This window comes from Streptomyces sp. NPDC015346 (assembly GCF_043078785.1).
Classification (GTDB): Bacteria; Actinomycetota; Actinomycetes; order Streptomycetales; family Streptomycetaceae; genus Streptomyces.
In genome coordinates this window covers 12,658-35,284 of the sequence record NZ_JBIBTW010000013.1, presented here as the reverse complement: position 1 = coordinate 35,284, position 22,627 = coordinate 12,658, and the positions used below count along the sequence as shown (strand labels likewise).

Annotated in this window: 20 protein-coding genes and 1 pseudogene; 7 read left to right on the top strand and 14 right to left on the bottom strand. The window is 69.4% G+C overall.

Annotation, left to right across the window (positions count from 1 at the left end):
- Positions 1-4: 4 nt before the first annotated feature.
- The 3 genes and pseudogenes from ACF06X_RS32880 to ACF06X_RS32870 form a co-directional block, all read right to left on the bottom strand.
- Positions 5-624: pseudogene (locus ACF06X_RS32880) on the bottom strand (IS5 family transposase); the annotation flags it as partial.
- A gap of 31 nt (positions 625-655) precedes the next feature.
- Positions 656-1,174, bottom strand: coding sequence for an anthrone oxygenase family protein (locus ACF06X_RS32875; protein WP_392290975.1), 519 nt, complete (start codon positions 1,172-1,174; stop codon positions 656-658).
- 37 nt (positions 1,175-1,211) lie between these two features.
- On the bottom strand, positions 1,212-1,862 hold the full coding sequence (locus tag ACF06X_RS32870) for a maleylpyruvate isomerase family mycothiol-dependent enzyme (protein ID WP_392290974.1): 651 nt from the start codon (positions 1,860-1,862) through the stop codon (positions 1,212-1,214).
- A 71-nt stretch (positions 1,863-1,933) separates the two neighbouring features.
- Between ACF06X_RS32870 and ACF06X_RS32865 the strand changes: the two genes are divergently transcribed.
- Entirely contained in the window at positions 1,934-2,851 is a 918-nt protein-coding gene (locus tag ACF06X_RS32865; protein WP_392290973.1) for a LysR family transcriptional regulator, read from the top strand.
- 1,308 nt (positions 2,852-4,159) lie between these two features.
- On the opposite strand, the gene ACF06X_RS32860 is transcribed toward ACF06X_RS32865, so the two are convergent.
- From ACF06X_RS32860 to ACF06X_RS32825, 8 genes are all read right to left on the bottom strand, one after another.
- Complete coding sequence (locus ACF06X_RS32860) at positions 4,160-4,543, bottom strand: STAS domain-containing protein (RefSeq protein ID WP_392290972.1); 384 nt, start codon at positions 4,541-4,543, stop codon at positions 4,160-4,162.
- A gap of 652 nt (positions 4,544-5,195) precedes the next feature.
- Entirely contained in the window at positions 5,196-5,486 is a 291-nt protein-coding gene (locus tag ACF06X_RS32855; RefSeq protein ID WP_392290971.1) for a hypothetical protein, read from the bottom strand.
- Positions 5,487-5,572: 86 nt separating this feature from the next.
- The gene (locus tag ACF06X_RS32850; protein ID WP_392290970.1) at positions 5,573-5,794 is read right to left on the bottom strand and encodes a hypothetical protein; all 222 of its coding nucleotides are present in this window, start codon (positions 5,792-5,794) and stop codon (positions 5,573-5,575) included.
- A gap of 11 nt (positions 5,795-5,805) precedes the next feature.
- Positions 5,806-6,147: a phosphatase PAP2 family protein gene (locus tag ACF06X_RS32845; RefSeq protein ID WP_392291028.1), complete on the bottom strand. Its 342-nt coding sequence runs from the start codon at positions 6,145-6,147 to the stop codon at positions 5,806-5,808.
- 632 nt (positions 6,148-6,779) lie between these two features.
- Positions 6,780-8,087, bottom strand: coding sequence for an MFS transporter (locus tag ACF06X_RS32840; protein WP_392290969.1), 1,308 nt, complete (start codon positions 8,085-8,087; stop codon positions 6,780-6,782).
- Positions 8,084-8,623, bottom strand: a complete 540-nt coding sequence (locus ACF06X_RS32835; RefSeq protein WP_392290968.1) for an ArsR/SmtB family transcription factor — start codon at positions 8,621-8,623, stop codon at positions 8,084-8,086. Before ACF06X_RS32835 ends, ACF06X_RS32840 begins: the two co-directional genes overlap by 4 nt.
- Positions 8,624-10,436: 1,813 nt before the next feature.
- A complete protein-coding gene (locus ACF06X_RS32830) occupies positions 10,437-10,733 on the bottom strand; it encodes a hypothetical protein (RefSeq protein WP_392290967.1) in 297 nt (98 codons plus the stop codon).
- A gap of 212 nt (positions 10,734-10,945) precedes the next feature.
- Positions 10,946-12,493: a class I adenylate-forming enzyme family protein gene (locus ACF06X_RS32825; RefSeq protein ID WP_392290966.1), complete on the bottom strand. Its 1,548-nt coding sequence runs from the start codon at positions 12,491-12,493 to the stop codon at positions 10,946-10,948.
- 249 nt (positions 12,494-12,742) lie between these two features.
- On the opposite strand from ACF06X_RS32825, the gene ACF06X_RS32820 reads away from it, so the two are divergent.
- Positions 12,743-13,639 (top strand): alpha/beta fold hydrolase, encoded by an 897-nt coding sequence (locus ACF06X_RS32820; protein ID WP_392290965.1) that lies wholly within the window; start codon positions 12,743-12,745, stop codon positions 13,637-13,639.
- A gap of 27 nt (positions 13,640-13,666) precedes the next feature.
- Here the strand turns inward: ACF06X_RS32820 and ACF06X_RS32815 are convergent, their stop codons facing one another.
- The 3 genes from ACF06X_RS32815 to ACF06X_RS32805 all read right to left on the bottom strand — a co-directional run bounded on the left by ACF06X_RS32815 (position 13,667) and on the right by ACF06X_RS32805 (position 16,490).
- Complete coding sequence (locus ACF06X_RS32815) at positions 13,667-14,686, bottom strand: hypothetical protein (protein WP_392291027.1); 1,020 nt, start codon at positions 14,684-14,686, stop codon at positions 13,667-13,669.
- 365 nt (positions 14,687-15,051) lie between these two features.
- Positions 15,052-15,735, bottom strand: coding sequence for a GTP cyclohydrolase I FolE (gene folE / locus ACF06X_RS32810; protein ID WP_392290964.1), 684 nt, complete (start codon positions 15,733-15,735; stop codon positions 15,052-15,054).
- A 53-nt stretch (positions 15,736-15,788) separates the two neighbouring features.
- Entirely contained in the window at positions 15,789-16,490 is a 702-nt protein-coding gene (locus ACF06X_RS32805) for a helix-turn-helix transcriptional regulator (RefSeq protein WP_392290963.1), read from the bottom strand.
- An 83-nt stretch (positions 16,491-16,573) separates the two neighbouring features.
- Here ACF06X_RS32805 and ACF06X_RS32800 point away from each other — a divergent pair, with 83 nt between their 5' ends.
- From ACF06X_RS32800 to ACF06X_RS32780, 5 genes are all read left to right on the top strand, one after another.
- The gene (locus tag ACF06X_RS32800; protein ID WP_392290962.1) at positions 16,574-17,011 is read left to right on the top strand and encodes a hypothetical protein; all 438 of its coding nucleotides are present in this window, start codon (positions 16,574-16,576) and stop codon (positions 17,009-17,011) included.
- A gap of 130 nt (positions 17,012-17,141) precedes the next feature.
- Positions 17,142-18,257, top strand: a complete 1,116-nt coding sequence (gene tal / locus ACF06X_RS32795) for a transaldolase (protein ID WP_392290961.1) — start codon at positions 17,142-17,144, stop codon at positions 18,255-18,257.
- Positions 18,258-18,452: 195 nt separating this feature from the next.
- Positions 18,453-19,685: an NAD(P)/FAD-dependent oxidoreductase gene (locus ACF06X_RS32790; protein ID WP_392290960.1), complete on the top strand. Its 1,233-nt coding sequence runs from the start codon at positions 18,453-18,455 to the stop codon at positions 19,683-19,685.
- 224 nt (positions 19,686-19,909) lie between these two features.
- Positions 19,910-21,769 (top strand): glycoside hydrolase family 15 protein, encoded by a 1,860-nt coding sequence (locus ACF06X_RS32785; protein ID WP_392290959.1) that lies wholly within the window; start codon positions 19,910-19,912, stop codon positions 21,767-21,769.
- Positions 21,766-22,248, top strand: a complete 483-nt coding sequence (locus ACF06X_RS32780; RefSeq protein ID WP_392290958.1) for a hypothetical protein — start codon at positions 21,766-21,768, stop codon at positions 22,246-22,248. Before ACF06X_RS32785 ends, ACF06X_RS32780 begins: the two co-directional genes overlap by 4 nt.
- Positions 22,249-22,627: the final 379 nt, after the last annotated feature.

Sequence of the window (22,627 nt, the reverse complement as noted above, 5' to 3'; positions counted from 1 at the left end):
CATTTCAGAATGAGGTTGGGAGGTGTCGCACGCAGATGATGCTGCAGGCGAGTTGGAGCAGTCCGAGGTGGAGGTCGGCTCGTGTCTCGTAGCGGATCCGGAGGCGTTTGAACTGGTGGAGCCAGGCGAAGGTGCGCTCGACGACCCATCTGGTCCTTCCCAGGCCGGATCCGTGGGCGGCACCCTTGCGGGCGATCTTCGGTGTGATGCCTCGGGCCCGCAGGAGGCGTAGGTACTTGTCGTAGGCGTAGCCGCGGTCGGCGAACAGCCGTCGTGGCCGGTGACGGGGCCGGCCCACCAGGCCACGGATGCGGGGGGTCGTATCCAGCAGGGGCATGAGTTGGGTGACGTCGTGACGGTTTCCGCTGGTCAGGAGACGGCAAGGGGTGTTCCGTGGAGGTCGGTGATCAGGTGGTGCTTGCTGCCGGGGCGGGCGCGGTCGACCGGCGAAGCTCCGGTGTGAGCCCCCCTTTCAGGGCCCGGACGTGCGAGGCGCCGATTGCGGCGTCGTCCATGTCCAGCAGACCTGCCTTGCGGAGTTCGGCGAGGAGGACTGCGTGCAAGCGGCCAGACGCCGGCCTCGGTCCAGTCCCGCAGGCGCCGCCAGCACGTCACCCCCTTGAGGAACGTCAGGGTGCTTGCCACGGGACGTTCGTCATGCGTCGCGAGGGACCCGATCAGCTGCCTTGCTCTCGCGTCCAAGCGAGCCTCGGGAAGGAGCGGTCCCTCGCAGGGCCAGGAAGGTGAGGAGGGCGAACGCCACCACGGCGGTGAGGGTGCGAGCGTAGTTGAACAGTTCCCAGCGGTGCAGGATGGCTGCGTGGTCGGCCGGCGGTGCGGTGGCGGCCCACTGCTTGATGCGGCCGTTGATCGGTACGTTCCCGAACCGGGTGATCAGGAAGGATGCGACGGTCAGGGCCCCTGCCGTGGCCGCGAGGACTCGTGTCCGGCCGCGCGTGAGGGCGGCCAGGGCGAGGGAGCTGAGGGCTGAGATCGCCATGGTTCCCTGCACGGTGATCCCGTTCATCTTCATCAGCTCGGCGTGGAAGTCGAGTCTCATGTCGAGTGGCACGGCGTTGAAGGTCGGCACGAGATTCGCGGCGCCGTAGCTGAAAGCGCCGGCAAGCAGCCCGGTGGAAAGCAGGGACAGTCCCTGGAGCAGACGGGCGCGCATGGTGGTGCCTCCTTGCGAGAGTGAGCGGTACTCGGGTTCAGACGGTGGTGAAGCGGCCGCTCGCTTCGCCCCGGAGCCAACCGTTCGGAAGCCTGCGTCCGAAGGCGAGCAGGAGGAGGTCCTGGGCGGCACCGTACACGGGAGAGCCGGATCCGTAGGACCAGTCCAGGTCCTCGGCGCACAGCCGCACTCCGGAGATGTCGGCGCCGAAGAACCTCAGGCCGCTGGGCCGGATCCCGTCGAGCAGCAGGCGCAGCCGGTCCTTGGGAACACGCCGGTCGAGGCCGAGAGCGACGGTGATGTCCAGTCCGTGCACCACGTCGTGGCCGAGCGCCGCCGTGTACCCGCCGATCGGTGGCCTCCAGGGGTGGTGCGCACCCTCCCGCAAGAACGCGGCCAGCTCGGCGGTGGAACGTACGGCCGCGTCCCTGCGCGCGACACGGTCTGTCATCCGGTGCAGGTTCCCCTGCGCCCTGGCCAGTTCGCCGAGCGTCGCGGGCAGGGAGAGCCGGAACCCCATCGACATGTGGGCCGCGACCTCACGGACCCGCCATCCCGCGCAGAGGCTCGGCTCGTCCCACTGATCGTCCCCCAAGCCGTCGAGCAGGTCGGCCAGCTCGTGGCGTTCCGCCGCGATCCACGCCCTGGCCTTCGCGTTCCTGCCCTTGCGTGATGTCGCGTTCTCCATGTGATCGAGCCTGCAGCCAACTGAAACATACGTCCAATAGATTGATGTGCTGCGATCTAGAATCACTGGTTATGGAGCTTCGCCAGCTGCGCTACTTCGTCACCGTCGTCGAGGAAGGCGGTTTCACCCGCGCCGCCGCCTGGCTGCATCTGGCCCAGCCCGGCCTCAGCGCCCAGATCCGCCAGTTGGAGAAAGAGCTCGGTCAGCCCCTGCTCGACCGGTCCAACCGGTCGGTGACCCCGACCGAGGTGGGCCGGTCCGTCCTGCCGTACGCGCGCGCCGCACTGGCGGCCGCGGAAGCGGTGCGACAGACCGTTGACGAGCACACCGGACTGCTGCGCGGCCGGGTCACCCTCGCACTGGTCTCCGGCGCCACGAGCCACGCCTTCGACGTCGCCTCGTTCCTCGCGGACTTCCACAGCGCCCACCCCGCACTGGAGATCGCACTCACCGAGGACACCTCGGAGCGGATGCAGGCCGCACTCCTGTCCGGAGAGATCGACATCGCCCTCCTCGGACCCACCGGGGAAGCACCCCCGCCCGGCATCGCCTACCGCACGGTCATCGACGCTCCGCTCGCCGCCGCCGTCGCACCCGGCGACCCGCTCCTCACTCCCACAGACCGCCCCAACGTCCCCCTGGCAGATCTGCGGGACCGCCCGCTGATCTGCCTGCCGCGCGGAACCGGAGTCCGCGCGACCCTCGAACGCGCCTGCGCACAGGCCGGTTTCCGCCCCCGAGTCGCCTTCGAGGCAGCATCCCCCCACGTCCTCGCGCAACTCGCCGCCCGAGGCTTGGGCGTCGCCGTACTGCCCCTGGGCGAGGAGGAACCGGACCTCGGCGGACCGCTGCGCACCCTGCAGATCGTCGAACCCCGGATGCGTGCCCGTATCGTCCTCGCCTGGCCCGCCGCCGGACCCGCGAGCCCTGCGGCCCAGGCGCTCCTCGACCGATTGGGCGAGGCCCTGCCGAAGGCCGCGACGCCGTAGGGCGAGGGCCCAGGCCGTCACTCTTCGTTCTTGCCAGGCTGTCCGCTCAGGCAAGAACCAATAGAGAGACCCGACGCGACACGCCGAAAGGGTGCTCTCAGAACTCGCCGATATTTCAGGCGCCCGCAACGAGCGAGTGCTCTCCGGGCTGAGCCACAAGCGCTCTCGGCTCGCCTACGTAGCCGGCAGCCACGTCGCGGGATCGGTTGTACGGCCCTCCAGGTACTCCTCGGGCATCGCGGCCTGTTGATGGACGTGGACGGCTGCGGCGCGCCGCGCCGCGCCGGAGTGAGAGCGGCGTCCCGGTCCGGGTGGTCCATGACGTGCGGCGCGGCCGCCGTCTGGTCGTGGTTGTGGTCGTGGTCGCCAGTGCGCGCGGTGGCCGATGCGGTCGCGGCCGGCGCTCCGTCCCGCGCGGCGGCGGGCGCAGCGCGGGCGTCGCGGATCGCGTTCTGCAGGGCGATCTGCTGTGAATCGGGCCCGGCACCGCATCGAACGACTGCTCGCCCGCTTCACCAAGAAGCCGCCCACCTCAGAGTTTGCCGCCCGGGCACGCCATGGGAGCGAGCTTTTCGCAGATCGCCGCCCAGCGGATGGAGATCGAGCGGCTTTGTGAGCCTTGGCCGTGCGCTGTACGGAGCGTGCAGCTGAGTCCGCCGAGAAACATTCACATGCAGGGGCAGTGCACTCGGTCGAAGGCAGCCGAGTGCACCGCTCTCTGCGTCGAGATCTGAGCCCTGGACAGCCGGATCATCGCACGTGACGGAGCACCCTTTCCCAATCCCTCACCACCGCAGGGCTCCACGGGGAAACACCGAGGCTGGTTGGCATGGCCCGCCGGCCATCCCCGGGTGAACGCGACGGACATGTGGGTCAGGGGCAGAAGGTCTCACCGTTGGAGTACCTGCGGCCGTCGCGTTCGATCCACCCGGAGATGTAGGCGCAGCGTCCCTCCATGCCGCCGACGTAGATCGCTCCGCCGCGGAGGCTTCCGAGTCCGCGTTTTCCCGCCCTTAGCGGCTGCCTGGGGTAGGCCGGCACAATCGTGGAGTCGATCGCAACGAGAACACGATGCTCTCGAGGGCCTGGCGATGATCCCGGCACTGGTCCCGAGCGTGTCCTACGCATGGCACTGGCGTGATTACCGCCCATGAGTATCAGATCTTCCCTTCCCTCATCTCGGATCAGCGCTCCGATGATCGGAAAGGGAAGGGTCTTAATGGCAGCGGGCCGGCCGCCCTCCGGGACAGCTGCCGTTACTCCAGAGGGGTCGTAGACACGAGCTTGGCGTCAGAACTTCGATCTACATCACCACGACGGCGTGGGGTTCGTACGACGCTGGAGTGGCGATTTTCGCTGGTTGGGCAGCGTCGGGCCACCCTCGTCAGCCGCGGTAAGCAAATCGTAAGTTCCGGTCAGGCGCAGGAGGTTGGCCGCCTGTTCTTGGAGACCCGTCACCACCAGGTGGCCGGCTTCTGTGAGCATGCGCCGACGCAGGCGCAGCAGCAGGTTCAAGCCGCTGGAGTCCATGAAAGGCACCCGTGACAGGTCCAAGCTCAGGGTTTTGCCTCCGAGTGGGACCACGAGCGCGGCCTCGTCGACTGCGGGGGCGGTGTCGAGGTCTATCTCCCCGGCGACTTTGATCAGGGTCAGGTCGGGGTGCTGTTCGACGGTTACGGTGAAATCGTGCACGGTCGCCCCTCAATCCGGGGGTCGGGCCCATCACGGCGTCCAGGAGAGGATCAGCGCCGTCAAGCGTGCGGCATGCGGCCGCACACAGCCGAGCAAGACTACCCGTACCGCGTCCCGGGCCACCCTCAGTGGCCCAGCAGGGACGGCGCGGGGCCTCCCACGCAACCAGGCTGGCGTCTCTTCAGCATCTCACAGGACTGTTTCCTCCTGTCAACTGTTTCCTCTATCTGCTGCTCAGGCCACTCCCCCATGCCGCCTTGGTGACCCGTCGCGGTCCGCTGCTGCCGCCTGGCGCGGTATGAGGTCGGGGGTGACGCGGGGAAGCCCTCTCCTGCCGGGGCACATCGTCAAGATCTTCGTGACGCCGAATGACCAGGGCGGTTCAGTCGGTGAGCGGGCGGTAGACGGTCAGGGCATAGGGCAGCTAGTCGAGTCCGAAGGCGCCCGGTGCTGGGACCACCTCGCCGTCGTAGGCCATGTGCGTGCCGTCTGGCAGCCCGGAGACACGGAGAGACGTGACCCGGGCAGCCGCGTAGAGCCTCGTCCGGGCCAGTCCCCCGGGCCGCCGCTGTGGCGGGCAGCCGGGTGCGGGCGAACCGTTCGCCGTGCCCGACGCGCGCGTCGAGGACACCGTCCGCGGGGTCGTGTCGCCTCAGTGGGGGGAGACCCACGCTGCGGTAGGCGCCGTTTCCGGCGGATAGAAGCCACAGCGACTCGCGTCTGCCGTTGATCTCGGCGAGCAGGGCCGCGACGTCCGCAGGGCGTGCACCACGCCGAGCACCGACGCCAGGGGTCCACCGAGGCGGGGCGACCAGCGCTCCCGGAGCCGTACGAGCTCCGGGTAGACACCGAGGCTGAAGGTGTTGAGGAAGTACGAGCATGCTCCGTCCGTCTCGCTCTGGCCCTCGGTCAGCGCCGCGCAGGCCTCGGCGACGGTGTCCACGACCGAGGTCCACCGCGAAGTGGTTGAAGGTGCCCCCGGGCACGACCAGCAGCGGCGGTGTCGGAGGGCCGGTTCAACCGCCGCGTTCACCGTTCCGTCACCGCCGCAGGCGCCCAGGCCGCCCCACGGCTGGCGGCGTCTGCCGCGGCCGTTTCCAGGACCTCTGCCAGCGGACCCATCTTCTCCTCGTACAGGACGATCTCCGCCCGGGGCAGGAGCGTCCTGAGCTGGCGTACGGGATCAACGAGCTGCGGCTGGGCGCCAGAGGCTGCGTTGGCCACGACGACCAGGCCCTCGCCGTCGGGCAACGCTCGCCCCTTCACGCGCGGCCGCGCGGGCGTCGCGACCAGATCGCGGGTCGGGACGAGACCCCGGACCGCAAAGGCCGCCCCTCCCCCAGGCCAGCACCCACCAGCACATCGCTGGGGTAGCGGACTCCGGTGTAGAGGCGGGAGAAGGCGACGGACGCGGCCACCCGAAGCACGGCAGCCGCCCAGCCGCGCGACTCCAGCGCTACACCGGCGGTGAAGGCCGCCGCGGATGCCGAGTGACCAGAGGGGAAGGAACTGGAGAACGGCTGACGGGGCACTCGGCGCACCAGTGACACCGCGTTGATGAGCGGACGCTCACGGCGGACGGCTCCCTTGGCGAGGGTGTTCACAGTGGCCGACGTCAGCGCGAGGGAAGCCACTCCGCGCACTGCCGTTCGCCGCACCCGCGGCCGTCGAGGGCCCACATCCCGGCGGCGATCCCGGACCCCAGCAGCCCGTGGGTTGACTCATCACACCTCCTCGTCGTCGGATCGGGTCAATGACTCTGTCCGGTGCGTCGGCGAGGCTTGAACAAGTCACGGCGCGGCTGCCGAACGGATTCACGACCGCTATCGGCTGCGGCGCCTGCGGAGGAGAATCCGCTGGGGACGCTGAGCCGAGTAGGGCCCGGCATCGGGCCGGGTGGCCGCTCGGCAGTTACCCGACGGTTCGCAGCCCGGGCAAGGACCGCGGCGTGAGGGATCAACGGGGCGCAGGTCTCACAGACTTCTTCGACCTTCCCGACCCGACCGATGCTGGGATCATGGCGCAGGAGCAGTACGACGCCGCCGGCGCAGTGCCCTTTGATGTCCGCGTGTGCCTCGCAGCGCTGGGCCCGGCAGTGGCAGGACGCGTTGGGGCGGACGGTGGCTGCCTTGGCGTGGGCGGCTGCGTGCCGGGCGGCGAAAGCTCGCAATGCCGACCTCGGCCACCGGTTGCGCCGGCACACATTGACATGGTTGTGACGCCTTCGCGGCAGGCGTCACGACACGTCGCGTGCACTCTCCTGGGCGGGATCCTTGGATGCCGGGTGATCCGGACCGCCGGCCGGACCGCCGGCCGGGGCGGCGGCACGCAGCGCCGCCTCGACCCGGCGGTTGTTGGTCATGGACGCCGTGACGGCCGTCATCGCCAGAAGGAGGACGGCGGCTGCGTAGAGCGGGGTGCGGACGTCGTACGTGGTGGCCAGCCAGCCGCCGAGGAAGGCCCCGACGGGGGCGGCGCACATGGCCAGCATGCGGGAGGTGGAGGCGACCCGGCCCATCAGGTGGGCCGGGACGATCGCCTGCCGAAGGGAGGGTCCGAGCACCATCGTCGCGCCCATGCCGGCCCCGCAGACGGCGAGCGCCATTCCGGCCACGTACGGGTTCGGGGCGGCGGCCAGGCCTAGAATGGCAAGCCCTTCGACGGCGGCCGTGCAGGTCAGTGCGGTGCCGGTGCCGAGTCGCCGGCCAAGGTAGGAGGCGATGCCCGCACCGAGCAGACCGCCGGTGGCCTCCGCGGTGAGGAGCAGGCCGAAGCCGTAGGTGTCGATGCCGAGACGGTCGTGCGCGAAGAGGGCCAGGACGGTCTCCACAGCGAGGAAGGCGACGTTCCCGACCGCTGGGCGGAGCGCGAGTCCGAGCAGCAACCGGTCCCGGAAGACGTACGAGGCCCCGGCCCGCGCCTGCCGAAGCAGCGACTCGCGGGTCTCCGGCACGGGCCGGGGTAGGGCGGGAAGCGACCGTACGAGCAGTGCGGAGATCAGGAACGACACCGCGTCGGCGAGCAGCGGAACCGCCCGCCCGAGCGCGAGCAGCGCACTGCCCGCAGGCGGACCCGCGAAGCCGGACATGGCGGTCTGGGCGCCGCGCAGACGAGAGTTGGCTCGCTCCAGGAGCGCGGGGTCGCGACCGAGCAGATCCGGCAGATAGGCCGTGGCGGCCGTGTCGAAGAAGAGTCCGCCGAGGCCGAGCAGGAAGGCGACGGCCGCGAGCAGCGGAATGCTCAAGCCGTCGAGCGCGGCCGCCGCCGCCGGTATCGCGAGCAACACGGCACGCGCCGCGTCCACGCCCCACATCGTGCGCCGACGGTCCCAGCGGTCCACCAGCGCACCGCCGAGCACCCCGAAGAGCAGCCACGGCAGCGTCCCGGCGGCCGTGACGACGGCGACCGCCATCGGATCTCGCGTCAACGTCAACGCGATCAGCGGCAGCGCGGCATGCGACACCCCGTCACCGAGCGAGGACACCGTCTGCGCAGTCCACAGCCGTCCGAACCCGGTCGGCAACTTCTGTAGGTTTGAGGTCACTTGGCGTCTCCTGCGGCATGCTCGCGCGGTGCCGGGTGGAACAGTGCGAAGACGAGTGACGCGTCCGGCAGCGACGGATCGGACAGCTCCCGGTACTCGTCCGCCAGTGCCTCCAGCCGCGCCCCCAGCTGCGCGAACTGCTCCTCGGTGAGCCGCAGATGCGCCATCCGTACGTGCCGCTCACCCTCCACCGGCGACGCCTCCAGGTCCGCCACCGCATGCCGCATCAGCACATCGGGCTGTCCCACCCCGGGGTCCGGCAGCTCGATCGAGCGTGCGGCCATCGCGTAGTACCGCTCGGTGACCCCCCGCACTTTCCGTGTCCGCACCACCTTCACCAGGCCGGCCCGCTCCAGCAGCCGCACGTGATAGCTGGAACTCCCCTTCGCGAGGCCGACCCGCTCGGCGATCTGCGTAATCGTCGCCGGCTCGAAGCGGAGCACGGCCATGATCCGGTGACGCGTGCGATTGGAGACGGCGCGCAACTGCTCGTCAGTGGTGACGTGAAGCGTCTCGGGAAGATCATCGGTAGCCATGCGACCAATGGTCAACGATCCTTGACCATTGAGCAAGCGGATTTCACGCGGACCTCCAGAATCCGCTGGGGCAGCCCCTATGCCTCGGGGCCGAACTTCCATAGGTCAGAGGTGTGGGGGACGAGAATGCGGAACGGGCCGAAGGCGGCTCGACTGGCTATGTGAGAACAACAAGAGGACACCGGATACAGCCGGTCCGCCCGGCGCCGGGCGATGGCGGCCAACCGGGACGGCTTCTGGCTGCGGCGCTTTCAGGTCACCCGCGTGCCGCGTGACCCGCGACATCCTGCGGACGTAGAGGAAGCGACGCGTGCACGGGCCGCAGAAGGACCCGCGGAACCCGTGCCTGTCGGCGGCCCTCCGGTTCCCGCCTCCGGCTGGAGGGCCGCAGCAGTCGCCTCACTCCTCAGCGGCGGGTACGTTCGGCTGTACGGAGTGCGGCTCAGGTCATCAGGGCCGCGACGGGGGCCGCGCCCCGACACCGCTCTCTCCTGCAACATGCGGCGTCAGGCTCCGGAACGGGCCGGCTTCTGCTGCGACTCCAGAAGGCGGGCACGGCACTCCTGGCAGAGCGGGTTCCCACCGACCCCATATCGACAGCAAGTTCGATGACTTCTCTGCACTTCATTCGGATGGGGTGGTCTGGGTCAGTTGCGCTCGGTGCGGGGCGGTGTGGATGCCCACGCCGTGCCCCACCTAAGTTCACGATCCCCGCCAGGCGAGTCCCGTCTGGTGTCGCCGCCAACCGCTTCGGTGTGGCGGTGGAATGTCCGGCCCGCTCCCACCTTGTGGCTCAGCCGGACACGCTGATGGAACCCCGTCATGACCTACCGATTAACCACCCGCGCCGCCAGAACCGAGACCGACCCCCACGGCTACTTCACCGAAGCCGCCCTTGTCCCAGGGCGAGAACGGAAGCGGCTTCATCTCGATGTTCATGGCGGGAAAGGAAGATCCTGATCCCCAAGAGGTCGGCCCGGGAAGGGACACGCACTGCCTGGTCACAGCCGGGAAAGGGACTTCATATGACTGTGTGCGGGAAGCTGTCCTGACGGCAACGTCCTCCGCGTCTCCCTCGATCCTGAAGCGTTGGAAGATCTGGGCTTGACCGACAGGGAGATCGAGGCCGTGATCGAAGCGCCGGCCGAAGACCTCATCACGTTGAGGCTCGGAGCCGCCCGCGCAGCCACAAACTTGACCTCTACTGCCCGCTTCGTATAGCCATCACCAGCCACACGATCGGTCCCGCTGCCAGAACGATCAGCAGCAGACAGCACGGCACCGGGGACGGCCCCTTGAGGGGTGGCTGTGCTGCTATCTGCGGGGCTACTCGGCGTACGTCGTCGGCGTGATACAACCTCTTGCCGGCATAGCCCGTAGTGGTCATCCAGCTCTCCGAACGGACCCGCACCCCATGGGCCAGCGCATTCACATACACCGAGCGAGTACCCACGCCCGGCCACAAGGTGCTCACCTGGCGCTCCGTCAGCCAGCCGTCCCCCTCGTCCGTCATATTCCGCCCTTCCCCCAGCAGCCGGTGACGCCTCATCATGAACTGTCCCATAGTCAGGCGTAGTTCGTCCCTCCATCGCTCCTCGGGGTTTCCGACGCGGCGATCCGCTTCCCGGGCCCCGAACGCCTGGCGCGAGCGGGTGTGGCCTCGCCATCGAGAACGGGCGGTCAGGGTCTGACCGCCCGCCCTGCCCCGGATCACGGCTCGCCGGGGCATGAGCACCGTTAGTGCAGTCAACAAGCCTTCTCTGCACTTCACTGGGATGAGGCGGTCAAGGCACCTTCCAGCTTGGTGGAGGGGTCATCTCGGGGTGGCGTTGACCTTGTGCTCGATGTCGAGGGTGAGCTGGAGTGCGTCCAGCACGCTGTCCGGAGCGATCTGGTTCTCCGCCCTGCCGTGCAGCACGTCCATAACGTGTTCGATCATGGCCGTGTATTGGTCCGAGGGCGACAGCTGGAGTTCGCGCGGGCCGTCGGGGGTGTAGGCGATGACGGTGCCGGACGGCTTGCCGTCGAAGCCCATGGTGGAGGTGGCGTCCAGCACACCGTGCTCGAAGGTGGCGGTGAAGCCGCCGCGCGCTCCCCAGGACATGGGCATGCGTCCGGCGATCATGTGACTGTCACAGTGCCGACTCGTGGTTCCCAGCATGGGGCGCGAGGATGTGACGACCGCAGAGTGGGTCCAGCTGGAGCCGCAGTTCGTTCGGCGCCACGGCCGCCTGCTTCCAGGCGCCTGGTCGTGCCGCAGAAGCGCGAGATGACGCGCAGGTGGAACAGCGGGCCGGCTCGATTGTGACGGGTGGGCCGACGTCAGGTGAGCAGGCTTCGGAGCTGGTTCTTGTCCGGTTTGCCGATGGCGGTCCGGGGGATGTCCGCGACGAAGTGGACGGTGCTGGGTGCGTATCGGCGGGTGAGGTGGGTGGTGACGTGGGCGCGCAGTTCCTCGGGGGTGATCCGGTGGTCCGCGGCCGGCACGACGGCGGCGTGGATGTGTTCCGCCGCGTCTTTGTCGCAGACGCCGAAGACGGCGCACTGTGCGATGGCCGGGTGGGTCAGCAGCACGGCTTCGACCTCGCTCGGGTAGACGCCACCGCTCGGGATCTTGATGAGGTCGTTGCAGCGGCCGACGAGGAAGAGGTAGCCGTCGTCGTCGAGGTATCCGACGTCCCCGGTCCGGATCCAGCCGTCTCGCATGATCTGTGCGGTGAGTTCCGGCTGCTTCCAGTAGCCGCGCATCATTCCGGGGGAGCGGGCGTAGATCTCGCCCTGGCCGCCGGCAGGAAGAGGCAGGCCGTTCGTGTCACGGATGACGAGTTCGACTTCGGGCATGGGGCGGCCCACGGTGATCTGACCGTGGCGGCCGACGCGGGAGTGTTCCTCGGGCCGGACCTCGGTGAGGCCGAGCGTTTCGCTCTGTCCGTACCAGCTGTGCAGCACGGGGCCGAAGACCTCTGCGGCGCGGCCGAGCCGGGCGGCTGACGCGGGGCTGCCGCCGTAGGTGATGCGCTTGACGCTGGAGACGTCGGTGGTGGCCAGGGACGGGTGGTCGAGAAGCTGGTGCAGCAGCGGAGGGAGCAGCCACAGGTGGGTGACGCTGTCGCGTTCGACCGCGGCCAGGGTCGCGCCGGCGTCGAAGTCGGGCTGCAGGACGACGCTGCCGCCCTGGAGGAGCGTCAGGTCGGCGCACAGGCCGGCGACGTGGGACAGCGGGGTGTTGGCGAGGAAGCGCGGCGGATCGCCCGCGTCGACGTGCAGGCTGTCCAGGCAGCGCTTGTACTGGCCGTGGGCGACCTGGAGGGCCTTGGGGACTCCGGTGGTGCCGCTGGTGTGACGGATGCACCAGTCGGCGTGGGGGTCGGTGTGTCCGCCCAGGGGGCCGGGAGCGTGGAGGGCGGCCGTGGCGACGAGATCGTCGCAGCCGGGGGCCGGGCCGAGTGACGCCACCGCGGGGACGCCGACCAGGGACAGAAGGGGGCCCAGGTCGGTGTGCCGGCTCGAATCGACGAGCAGCAGGCGCGTGTCGACGTCGGCGACGATGTGGGCGAGGGCCTTGGGCGGCATGATGTCGTAGAGGTAGACGAGGCGCGCGCCGGCCAGGGGTACCGCGTAGCGGGCGGCCAGGGCGAGCGGTGTGTTGCCGGTGAGCAGGGACACTGTCTGGCCCGGTCCGATCCCGCGTGCTCGCAGGGCGCGGGCCAGACGGCAGGTGAGGGCGGACAGTTCGCCCGCGGAGACGGGGCCGCGGTCATCGGTGAGGACGGCAGGCCGGTCGGGGTGCCGTGCCAGAACCTGCAGGAGGTCCTCGGCGTAACCGATGAAGCCGCGGCCGGTCCCCGTGTTCCGCTCGTCTTGTGACATGTCTGCTCCGGTGGGTCGGTGTGCGTCGTGCACAGCCTGCGGATCGGCGGGCCATGCACGAGGACAACGACCCGGTCCCCGCGAGCGGTGCGGCCGGATTCCGTCGCGCCCTGGTCATCACGCGTGTCGTTTCCGGACCGGGGGTGAGGGCTCCACACGTTGGTGTGGGGCGGGGGCCGGCGGCAAGAACCATGTCAGGGGCACGTCGTTGATCCACGGTACGCGTCCCCGTGTCTGGAGTTCGTCCTCGTGGCTGTCGATCAGGTGCACCGTTTCTTCTTCTCCGGCTTCGGCTACCAGTGCCGTCTCGTGCAGTGCCCCGCCCCCAGCACGGAGCCGATCGTCGTGATCGGCGGCGCCTTCCAGAACATGTACTCCTACCGGCGGCTGGAAGGGCCCTGGGCGCAAACCGCTCCCGTCATCAGTGTGGAGCTGCCCGGTTCCGGGAACGCCGACCAGCTGCCGGCGACGTACGGGTTCGGTTTTCTCGCCGACGCCCTGACCGACCTCCTCGACCGCTTGGGCCTCGACCGGGTCAACCTCTTCGCCGTCTCCTACGGAGTGCCGGTCGCCTACCACCTCGCCCAGCGCGACCCCGGCCGCCTGGCCCGCCTCGCCCTCATGGGAGCCGCCTCCGTCTACCCGCCGGAGGGGCTGGAGGGGCTGCGGGCCATGGCGGACGCGCTCGCCTCGGGGGACGCCGACGGTTATGCCCGCCGCAGCGTGGAGGCGCTCATGGCCCCGGCCGACCGTACGGTGCGCAACCGCGCCGCCGTCACCCGCGTCCTGGCCCGTGACATGGCGGCCATCACGGGGCCCGACTTCGACCGTCACCTGGCGTCCATCCGTCGTGTGATCGACTGGCCGGGGCTGCCCGACGGCGGCGTGAGCGGCGTCCCGGCCCTCTGTTCAACCGGCGAGCACGACACCCTCACGCGCCCCGACCTCGGTCGTGAAGCCGCTGCCACCATCGACGGCAGCGTCTTCACCCTCATCCGCGACACCGACCATCTGCCGGCACTCGAACGACGCCGAGAGGTCGGCGAACTCCTCCTGCGCTTCTTCACTGACCAGCCCCTGGACGACCTGGACTTCCTCACCCCGCTCGAGCGGCCCACGAGACCGCTTCCCGCCGGAGTCGCGTGAACCCGGCGCCACACCGGTCCCGTCGGCTCATCCAGTGCCTTCAGGGCGCTGGGCGAGGGTGGCGAGGCGGCGGGTGATCAGCTCCCCAACGCCGCCCGTACGGCCGGAAACTGCGATCAGGGCGCGCCGGGACAGGCCATAGTCGAGCGCGGCCGCGACGGCCGGGCGGGTGTCTCGCGTGCGAGACACCGCGGTGCCGGCCGCGTACCGGCGTGGACGCACCTGGGGCGCGGGCGACGTCCAGCGGCCGGGTACGCCTGCGCGCGGGAGATGCAGAACTCCGCGACGCAGTACGACTCCCACGAGGCATGGCCGAGCGGCTGCCCAGACGCGGGCGGCGTGCGCGTCGCGGACCCGGGCGGCGAGCACTGCCACCGAGCGCCGCACATCGTCCATCGCCTCGCGCAGCCCAACCGTCATCTCCCCGACGCGGGCCGCGGTCAGCGGCGGCCGCGCCGGTTCAGCGATGTGCTCCCGGTCCTCGCCGTGTTCACCCGCGACTCCAGTGTCCGCCAGATCACCTCCTTCATCTCCGGGGTGCAGGTGGGGCTGGAGCTCGCGCTCCACGGTCAGGACCGCCGCGTAGGTTTCCTCTGTCCAATCGTCACCAGGCATGGGGTGGAAGAAGCCACCGTCGCGGCGCAGGGTCAGGACAGCCATGCGCAACAGGTCACGTGCGGTCTCCTCGCCCGCGCAGTCCAGGAGGCTGTAGGTCTGCCCGAGGACCGGATCGAGCTTGCTCGTGTCGTCGTCGTTCAGCGGCAGCGGGACCAGCGGGCCCGTGGGCGGAAGCCGGACCGGCGTGTAGATAGGGCGACCGGAGAGGAACTTGTGTGGACGCAGACCCCATCCGTCCGGTGCGAGCAGGCGGTGCAGCTCCTCGACCCGCTTCGTCGCCTCCTCGACACCAGCCGCGACCTCGGGATGGACGGTTCGCGCCAGGAAGGCGAGCAGCACCTCGTCCGGTCCTGCGGAGAGCTCCAACCGAGGGTCCTCGACGATCCAGTCGTCGTCGAGGTCTTCGTTGTTATTCCGGTGCTGCTGGATGTCAGCGCGGAACAGTCGGAAGCCAGCTGTTCTCGGACGTAGGTCGGTCCAGGTCGTAGAGGCCCTCCAGGAACGCGACCTCGCCCAATCTCCCCCACCAAGGGCTCGATATCCCGCGCAGGAAGTCGAAGATTTCGTACCGCGTCACCGCTGAACCAGCCAACTGCGGCTCTGCCTTGCGGGTACTCACTGGGCTGCGGGCGTGGGGACAGGAGGCGCGATCTGGGCTGCGAGACCCGGCTGCTGCTCGTTCTTCGCCTGCACCGTCACCCCCGGCCGGAACAGATCCGTCTGGACGTTGCGGTGGACGGCGCGCGCAGGTCGATCGCCAGAGGGAAGCCGTTGAGCGCGAGCATGGCGACCTGTCAGGCGGTCAGGCCGGTCAGCGAGAGGAATTCGGCGCGGGAGCGGGCGTCGTGGCGGAGTGTGCCGAGGAGGGTGGAGGTGAGGGTGCTGGAGCCGGTGGCCTGGACGCCGCGCAGGGTCATGCAGGTGTGTTCGGCTTCGATCACGACGCCGACGCCTTTGGGTTCCAGCTGAGTCTGCAGCCAGTCGGCGACCTGCTTGGTCAGGCGTTCTTGAACCTGGGGGCGGCAGGCGAAGTGTTCGACGACACGGGCGAGTTTGGACAGGCCGAGGATGCGGTGGCCGGGCAGGTAGCCGACGTGTGCGGTGCCGACGACGGGCAGCATGTGGTGCTCGCACACCGATCGCACAGGGATGCTGCGCGCCAGCACCAGCTCGTCGTAGCCCTCGTCGTTGGGGAAAGTCGTCAGGTCGAAGGGGCGCGGGCTGAATAGTTCGGCGTAGGCGCGTGCCATGCGGCCGGGGGTGTTGTGAAGGCTTTCGGTGCCGGTGTCGATGCCGAGCGCATCAAGGAACTGGGTGGCGGCGCGTTCGGCTTCGGCCAGATCGACGCCGCCGGTGTCGCGAACGACGCGCAACGGGGTGACGGACGGCGTCGTCTGGGGCGCGGGGATGGCGGCGAAGCTGGGGGAGCGGCTGGCCTCATCCACTGCCGTGTCCGGGGCCGGTGTGGCGAAGTCCATGACGTACTCCTCGTAGGTAGGCAAGGTCCTGCAGGAGGCAGGGGCGGCCGTTCTCAGGGGCGCCGCGCTCTCGTAGGCGGTGACGAAGGCTGCAGGCGGACGCAGCAGCGGCCGGGGCTGGGCTCCAGGCACGCCTGGAGCCTTTCTTCGTCGAGTCCTTCCAGCACGCCGCGGAGCAGGTGGAGGTTCATGCCGCACACGGTCTGTGTGTGGTCGCGGGCGAGCGCGTGGAAGGGGCAGTTGCCCAGGACAATGGCGTCACCGTCGTAGCGGGGTTCGAACCCGTTGCCTTCCAGCAGGTCGAAGACGCCCGCCTGCTTCCGTCCGGCGAGCTGTCTGCCCAGCTCCTCGGCCTTTCGGTGCAGGACGGTCCGCACCGGTTCGCCGGTGGCCTCGGATTCCTCCAGGGCCTGGGCGAGGAGCCGTCCGGCGAGTTCGTAGTGCCGCTCCGGAAGGCTGACGGTGACCTGCCTGGCGGAGCGCTTGTACAGCTTGGCCGGCCGGCCGGCTCCCGGGCCGGTGCGTCCGCTGCGCCGCTCGTAGACGACGTCGAGGAGTGATTCCTCGGCCAAGCGGTCCAGGTGGAAGACCGCGGTCGGCCGGGCAAGGCCGAGGGCTTCGGCGGCCTCGTCGCGGCTGACCGGTCCCGGTTGGCGCACGACGTAGTCGTAGAGGCTCCTGCGGGTCGGCTCGTCGAGCGCGGCCACCGCGGAGACATCGGTGCTGGGTGCTTCTTTCGAGTCGTCCACGAACATCAGTGTAAAACACAAAACCATTGACTAAAGAAGGTTCGCGTACTTCTATTGCTAGTAAGAGTTATCGATAGAAGGAAGGCGTCATGTCGTCCCCCACCACCACCGCCACGTCCGTCACCCCGCGGCGGGCCGCGCTCACCGACCCCGGCTACCAGGCGTTCGTCATCCTGCGCACCGGCTTCACCGTGGCGCCGTTCCTGTTCGGGCTGGACAAGTTCACGAACCTGCTCGTGGACTGGCCCGTCTACCTCGCGCCGTGGATCAACGACATCGTTCCGGGCAGCGCCCAGGCGGCCATGTACGCCGTCGGAGTCATCGAGATCGTGGCCGGCATCGTCGTCGCCGTGGTCCCGCGCTTCGGGGGCTGGCTGGTCGCCGGATGGCTCGCCGGCATCATCATCAGCCTGCTGACCATTCCCGGGCACTACGACATCGCGCTGCGCGACTTCGGCCTCCTGCTCGGCGCCGTGGCCCTGGCCCGGCTCGCCCAGCGCTACCACGGCAAGCGGCCCTCGCACTGACGGCAGGCAGCAGCCTCAGAAGGCGGAGAGGCGGGTGGGCCCCTCTATCGACCCACCCGCATGGCCCAGATGACCCGGGCAGCACTGACGCGGGCAGCACGTAGAGGGCATCGCCCGAAAGGAGAAGGCCATGAGTGAGAATCTGGATCGCCTGGCCGCCGAAGGTGTAGCGGTCTGGCTGGATGATCTGAGCCGGGAGCGGCTCGCCGGCGGCCGGCTGGCCGACCTGGTGGGAGAACAGCGGGTGGTGGGCATCACCAGCAACCCGACGATCTTTGCCAAGGCGATCCGCTCAGGTGCCAGCTACGACGAGCAGATCGGCGATCTGGCACGGCGCGGGGTGCGGGTCGAGGAAGCCGTCAGGCTGCTGACCGCGTTCGACGTGCGCTGGGCCTGCGACGTACTGCGCCCGGTGTACGAGGCGAGTGACGGGGCCGATGGGCGGGTGTCGCTCGAGGTGGACCCGCGCGTCGCCCACGACACGGCGGCAACGGTCGCCGAGGCACGGGCCCTGTGGTGGCTGGTGGACCGGCCGAACCTGTTCGTGAAGATCCCCGCGACGCAGGAGGGCCTGGAGGCGATCGGCACCGCGCTCGCCGAGGGCATCAGTATCAACGTGACGCTGATCTTTTCCCTGAACCGCTACGACCAGGTGCTTCGCGCCTTCCTGGACGGCATAGGCCGAGCACACGCGGCGGGACGTGACCTGGCGTCCATCGCGTCGGTGGCCTCCTTTTTCGTCAGCCGGGTGGATACCGAGATCGACAGCCGGCTGGACAAGATCAGCACGCGCGAAGCGCGGGAGTTGCGAGGGCAGACCGCGGTCGCCAACGCACGTCTGGCCTACCAGCGCTTCGAGCAGGCCCGCGCATCAGACCGATGGAGAGCCCTGGAGGCGGCCGGGATGCGTCCGCAACGCCCGCTGTGGGCTTCCACGGGGGTGAAGGACCCCGCCTACGACGACACCCGCTACGTCGACGGCTTGGTGGCGCCAGGCGTGGTCAACACCATGTCGGAGCAGACTCTGCGCGCGGTCGCGGACCACGGCCGCATTCAGGGGGACACCATCCATGGCACATATGCGCAGGCCCGGCAGGTACTGGATGACCTGGAGGCGCTCGGCGTGTCCTATGACGAGGTGGTGCGTGTCCTGGAGGATGAGGGCATAGCCAAGTTCACGGCCTCCGGCAACGAGCTGTTCGAGCAACTGGACACCGAACTGCACGCCGAGCGCGCCGCAGCCTGATGCAGTCGTGCCGCCGACCTGAGGCCCCCAGCCCCGTGCGGCCACAGATCGGCAGACACGCCGGGAAGCACCTCACTTACCCGCAGCGCAGCGCCGACTCCGGCAGGGGCCAGCCACATGCGGTGCCGACGGGGGCCGGCTCGCCGAGGGGACCGCCATCGGTCTGCCTGCAGAGCCAACGCAGTAGGAGAGGACATGACCGCGAACTCAGCATTCGTGATCGTTGGAGCTGGCCTGGCCGGTGCCAACGCAGCACAGAGCCTCCGGGAAGAGGGCTTCGGCGGCCCTGTCGCGCTGCTCGGAGAAGAGAGCGAGCGCCCCTACGAACGGCCGCCGCTGTCCAAGGGCTACCTGCTGGGCAAGGACGAGCGTGAGACGGTCTACGTCCACCCTCCCCAGTGGTACGCCGAACACGACGTCGACCTGCACCTGGGCACTGCCGTCACCGCGATCGACCCGGCCGGACAACAGGTGACGCTCGCTGACGGCAGTCGGGTCGGCTACGCGATGCTGCTGCTGACCACCGGCTCCTCACCGCGCCGCCTGCCCGTACCCGGAGCCGACCTCGACGGGGTCCACTACCTGCGCCGCCTCTCCGACAGCGACCGCATCAAGGAAGCCTTTCAGGCCGCCTCCCGCATCGCGGTGATCGGCGCCGGCTGGATCGGTCTGGAGACCGCAGCCGCCGCCCGTACGGCCGGCGTGGAGGTGACGGTCCTGGAGACGGCGGAACTGCCCTTGCTGCGAGTGCTGGGCCGCGAGGTGTCCCAGATCTTCGCCGACCTGCACACCGATCACGGGGTCGATCTTCGCTGCGGTGTGAAGGTCGCCGAGATCACCGGAATCGGCGGGCACGCGAACGGAGTGCTGCTGGCAGACGGCAGCCGCATCGACGCCGACGCCGTCATCGTCGGGGTCGGCATCACCCCCAACACCCAGCTCGCCACCGCCGCCGGCCTCGACGTCCACAACGGCATCCGCGTCGACGCCCACCTTCGCACCTCCCACCCGGACATCCACGCCGCCGGAGACGTCGCAAACGCCTTCCACCCGCTGCTCGGAAGCCACATCCGCGTCGAGCACTGGGCCAACGCCCTCAACCAGCCGCACGTCGCGGCCCAGGCGATGCTGGGCCAGGACGTCACCTACGACCGCCTGCCGTACTTCTTCACCGACCAGTACGACCTGGGCATGGAGTACACCGGCTACGTCGAGCCCGGCGGTTACGACCAGGTCGTCTTCCGGGGCCGAACAGACACCCGCGAGTTCATCGCGTTCTGGCTTGCCGAGGGCCGTGTACTGGCCGGCATGAACGTCAACGTCTGGGACGTCAACGAGTCGATTCAACACCTGGTCCGCACGAGGGTCCAAGTCGACCCCGGCAGGCTCAGCGACCCGGATATGTCACTGGACGAGTTCCCCAAGTAACGTACTGCCCCCCCTGGTTGGCCATCGGTTCGCCAGGCCAGGGCCAAGACGCAGCTCCGTTCGATCTCTCAGCTTGTACGAGGACCCAGGTACTGCGGCTACGACCGCAGGTTCAGCCGCTCCGCAGAGAGCTCCCACCCGTCTGTGTGCCGTGTCCCCCCAGCCCCGAGCCATTGGGCTGTACGGACCATGCGCGTAAGCAGCCCGCGGGAGAAGGTTGAGTCATGGGAAGCATCGGCGGTTGGGCGGAAACAGCAACCCACCCAGACCCGTCGGCCAGGGGTGTGCGCCTGGCCGGTTACGCTCCGCTGCGGGAGTACGCGGTGATCGGTGACGGCCGCACTGCCGCTCTGGTCGCCCGGGACGGAGCGGTGGACTGGCTGGGCCTGCCCGACCTGGACTCGCCCGCGGTGTTCGGCGCCGTACTGGACGGCGCCCGCGGCGGACGGTTCACGCTCGCACCATCTGTGCCCTACCGGGCCGAGCGCCGCTACTCGCCCAGCACCAACGTCCTGGAGACGACCTTCGTCACCGCCGGTGGCACGGTGCGGGTCACCGACGCACTCACCCTCCACGACGACGCGACGCTCACGCCGATGCGGGAGCTGCTGCGACGCGTGGACGGCTTGTCCGGCTCCGTGCCCTTGGCCTGGAGCGTGCAGCCCCGCTTCGGCTACGGCACCCGCAGCACCCGGCTCGCCCGGCGCGCCGGTGTCCCGGTGGCGACAGCCGGACGCGATGCACTCGCGGTCTGTGCCTGGGAGGCAGGCGAGCCCGTGTGCGACGGGGATGCCGTCAGCGGCCGCTTCGAGCTTGCTGCGGGCCGTCGTGCACTGCTTGCGATGCCCTTCGCCCATCAGGAGCCTCTCGTCCTGCCCGCCCGCTCCGAGTGCGAGGCGCGCCTGGAGGCAACGCGTACGGCCTGGCAGAGCTGGGCGCACGACCGCCTGTACACCGGGCGGTGGCAGCAGGCGGTGATGCGCAGCCTGCTGGTGCTGAAGCTGCTGGTCTACGCTCCTTCCGGTGCGGTCGCAGCGGCAGTGACGAGCTCGCTGCCGGAGGAGATCGGCGGCGAGCGCAACTGGGACTACCGCTTCTCCTGGGTGCGCGACTCCGCCTTCACCCTGGCCGCGTTCCTGCGGCTGGGCTGCCCGGCGGAGGCCCACGCCTACTTCTGGTGGCTGATGCACGCCTCCCAGCTCACCCACCCCCGGCTGAACGTGCTGTACCGGCTGGACGGTGGCCACCGCACCCCGGAGAAGACCCTGCCCTGGGAGGGCTACCGCGGCTCGGGGCCTGTCCGCGTCGGCAATGCCGCCGTGGGCCAGGTCCAGCTGGATACCTACGGTGAGCTGATGCAAACCGCCTGGCTCTACGCCCAGGCCATGGGAGGGTTGGATGCGGACGTCGCACGCCGCCTGGCGGAGCTCGCCGACCTCGTCTGCACGGCCTGGCAGCAACCGGATGCGGGCATCTGGGAGGTCCGCAGCACGCCGCGGCACTTCACCCAGTCGAAGATGATGTGCTGGGTGGCGCTCGACCGCGCCGCCGACCTCGCCGAACGCGGCCTGATACCCAACCGGCACCTGCCCCGCTGGCACAGCGAACGCGACGCCATCGCCACGTTCATCGAGACCCGCTGCTTCTCACAGCGCCGCAACAGTTACGTTCGCGCCGCCGACGGCGACGACTTGGACGCTGCCGTTCTGCTGGGCCACCTCTACGGATACAGCGGCAATGATCACCGCATGCGGACCACGATCACCACCCTGGCCCGCCAGTTGGGGCACGGGCCCTACGTCGAGCGGTATTCAGGGGAAGACGGGCTCGCAGGCGGCGAAGGTGCCTTCCTCGCCTGCTCCTTCTGGCTCGCCGAAGCCCTCGCCCGCACCGGCCACCTCCCGCAGGCCATCGAGCTCATGGACGAGCTGATCGACCTCGCCAACGACGTCGGCCTCTACAGCGAGGAAATCGACCCCGCCACCGGCGACTTCCTGGGGAACCTGCCCCAGGGACTGAGCCACCTGGCACTGATCAGCGCCGCCTGCGCCATCACCGCCGCGAGCAAGGACGCACCACGGTGAACGCGTGGGGAACCGCCACAGGCGCCTTCGTCGGCACCCTCGCACTGACGACCGCGCTGCGCGCGGCCAGCGAGCTGCGCTTGACCCGCATGGATCTGCCGTTCCTGCTCGGCACGGCGGTGACCGTCAACCGCACCCGCGCCAAGGCCATCGGCTACCTGATGCACTTCCTCAACGGCCAGATCTTCGCGTTCGTCTACTTCGCCGTTTTCGTGGCCATCGACCAGGCCGGCTGGTGGCTGGGTGCGGTGTTCGGGCTCGGCCACGGCCTGTTCGCCGGCACCGCACTGGTCAACATCCTGCTGCCGCTTGTCCACCCGCGCATGGGCAGTCCGCTGACCAGCGCCCCACAGACAGCGCTGCTGGAACCGCCCGGGTTCCTGATGCTCAACTACGGACCGAGCACACCCTTGGTCACTGTCTGCGCCCACATCGGCTACGGCGCGATCGTCGGAGGCTTCACCGCGCTCGACGCCTGACGCACGAGTGGTGCCGTCCCGGTGCGCTTGGTCGTGCGTCGCCCGGGCACGCAGATCGCGCAGAGGTGCCCACCGACCCGTGTTGCACGTGCCGCAGAGAGACGGATGCCGTCACCGAACGGCGGACGTATCGTTCGAATATGGGTGAGGTATGGCTGATGCGTGCCCTGCTGGAGCTCATGGCCTGTTTTTGACCGCCGGTACTGCCCGCCCGCGCACCGGCAGGCGGTCTGGCATGCCCGGCGCCGGTGGCAGCGGGCGGCCGAAACCCGCGGGATCCTGCCCAATGCCACCGCTGATCTGCTGCTTCAGATGCAGGCTGTCGCACAGTCGGCCCAGGAGCGCGGCATCACCGATGCCATCCGAGGTCCTTCCCCGC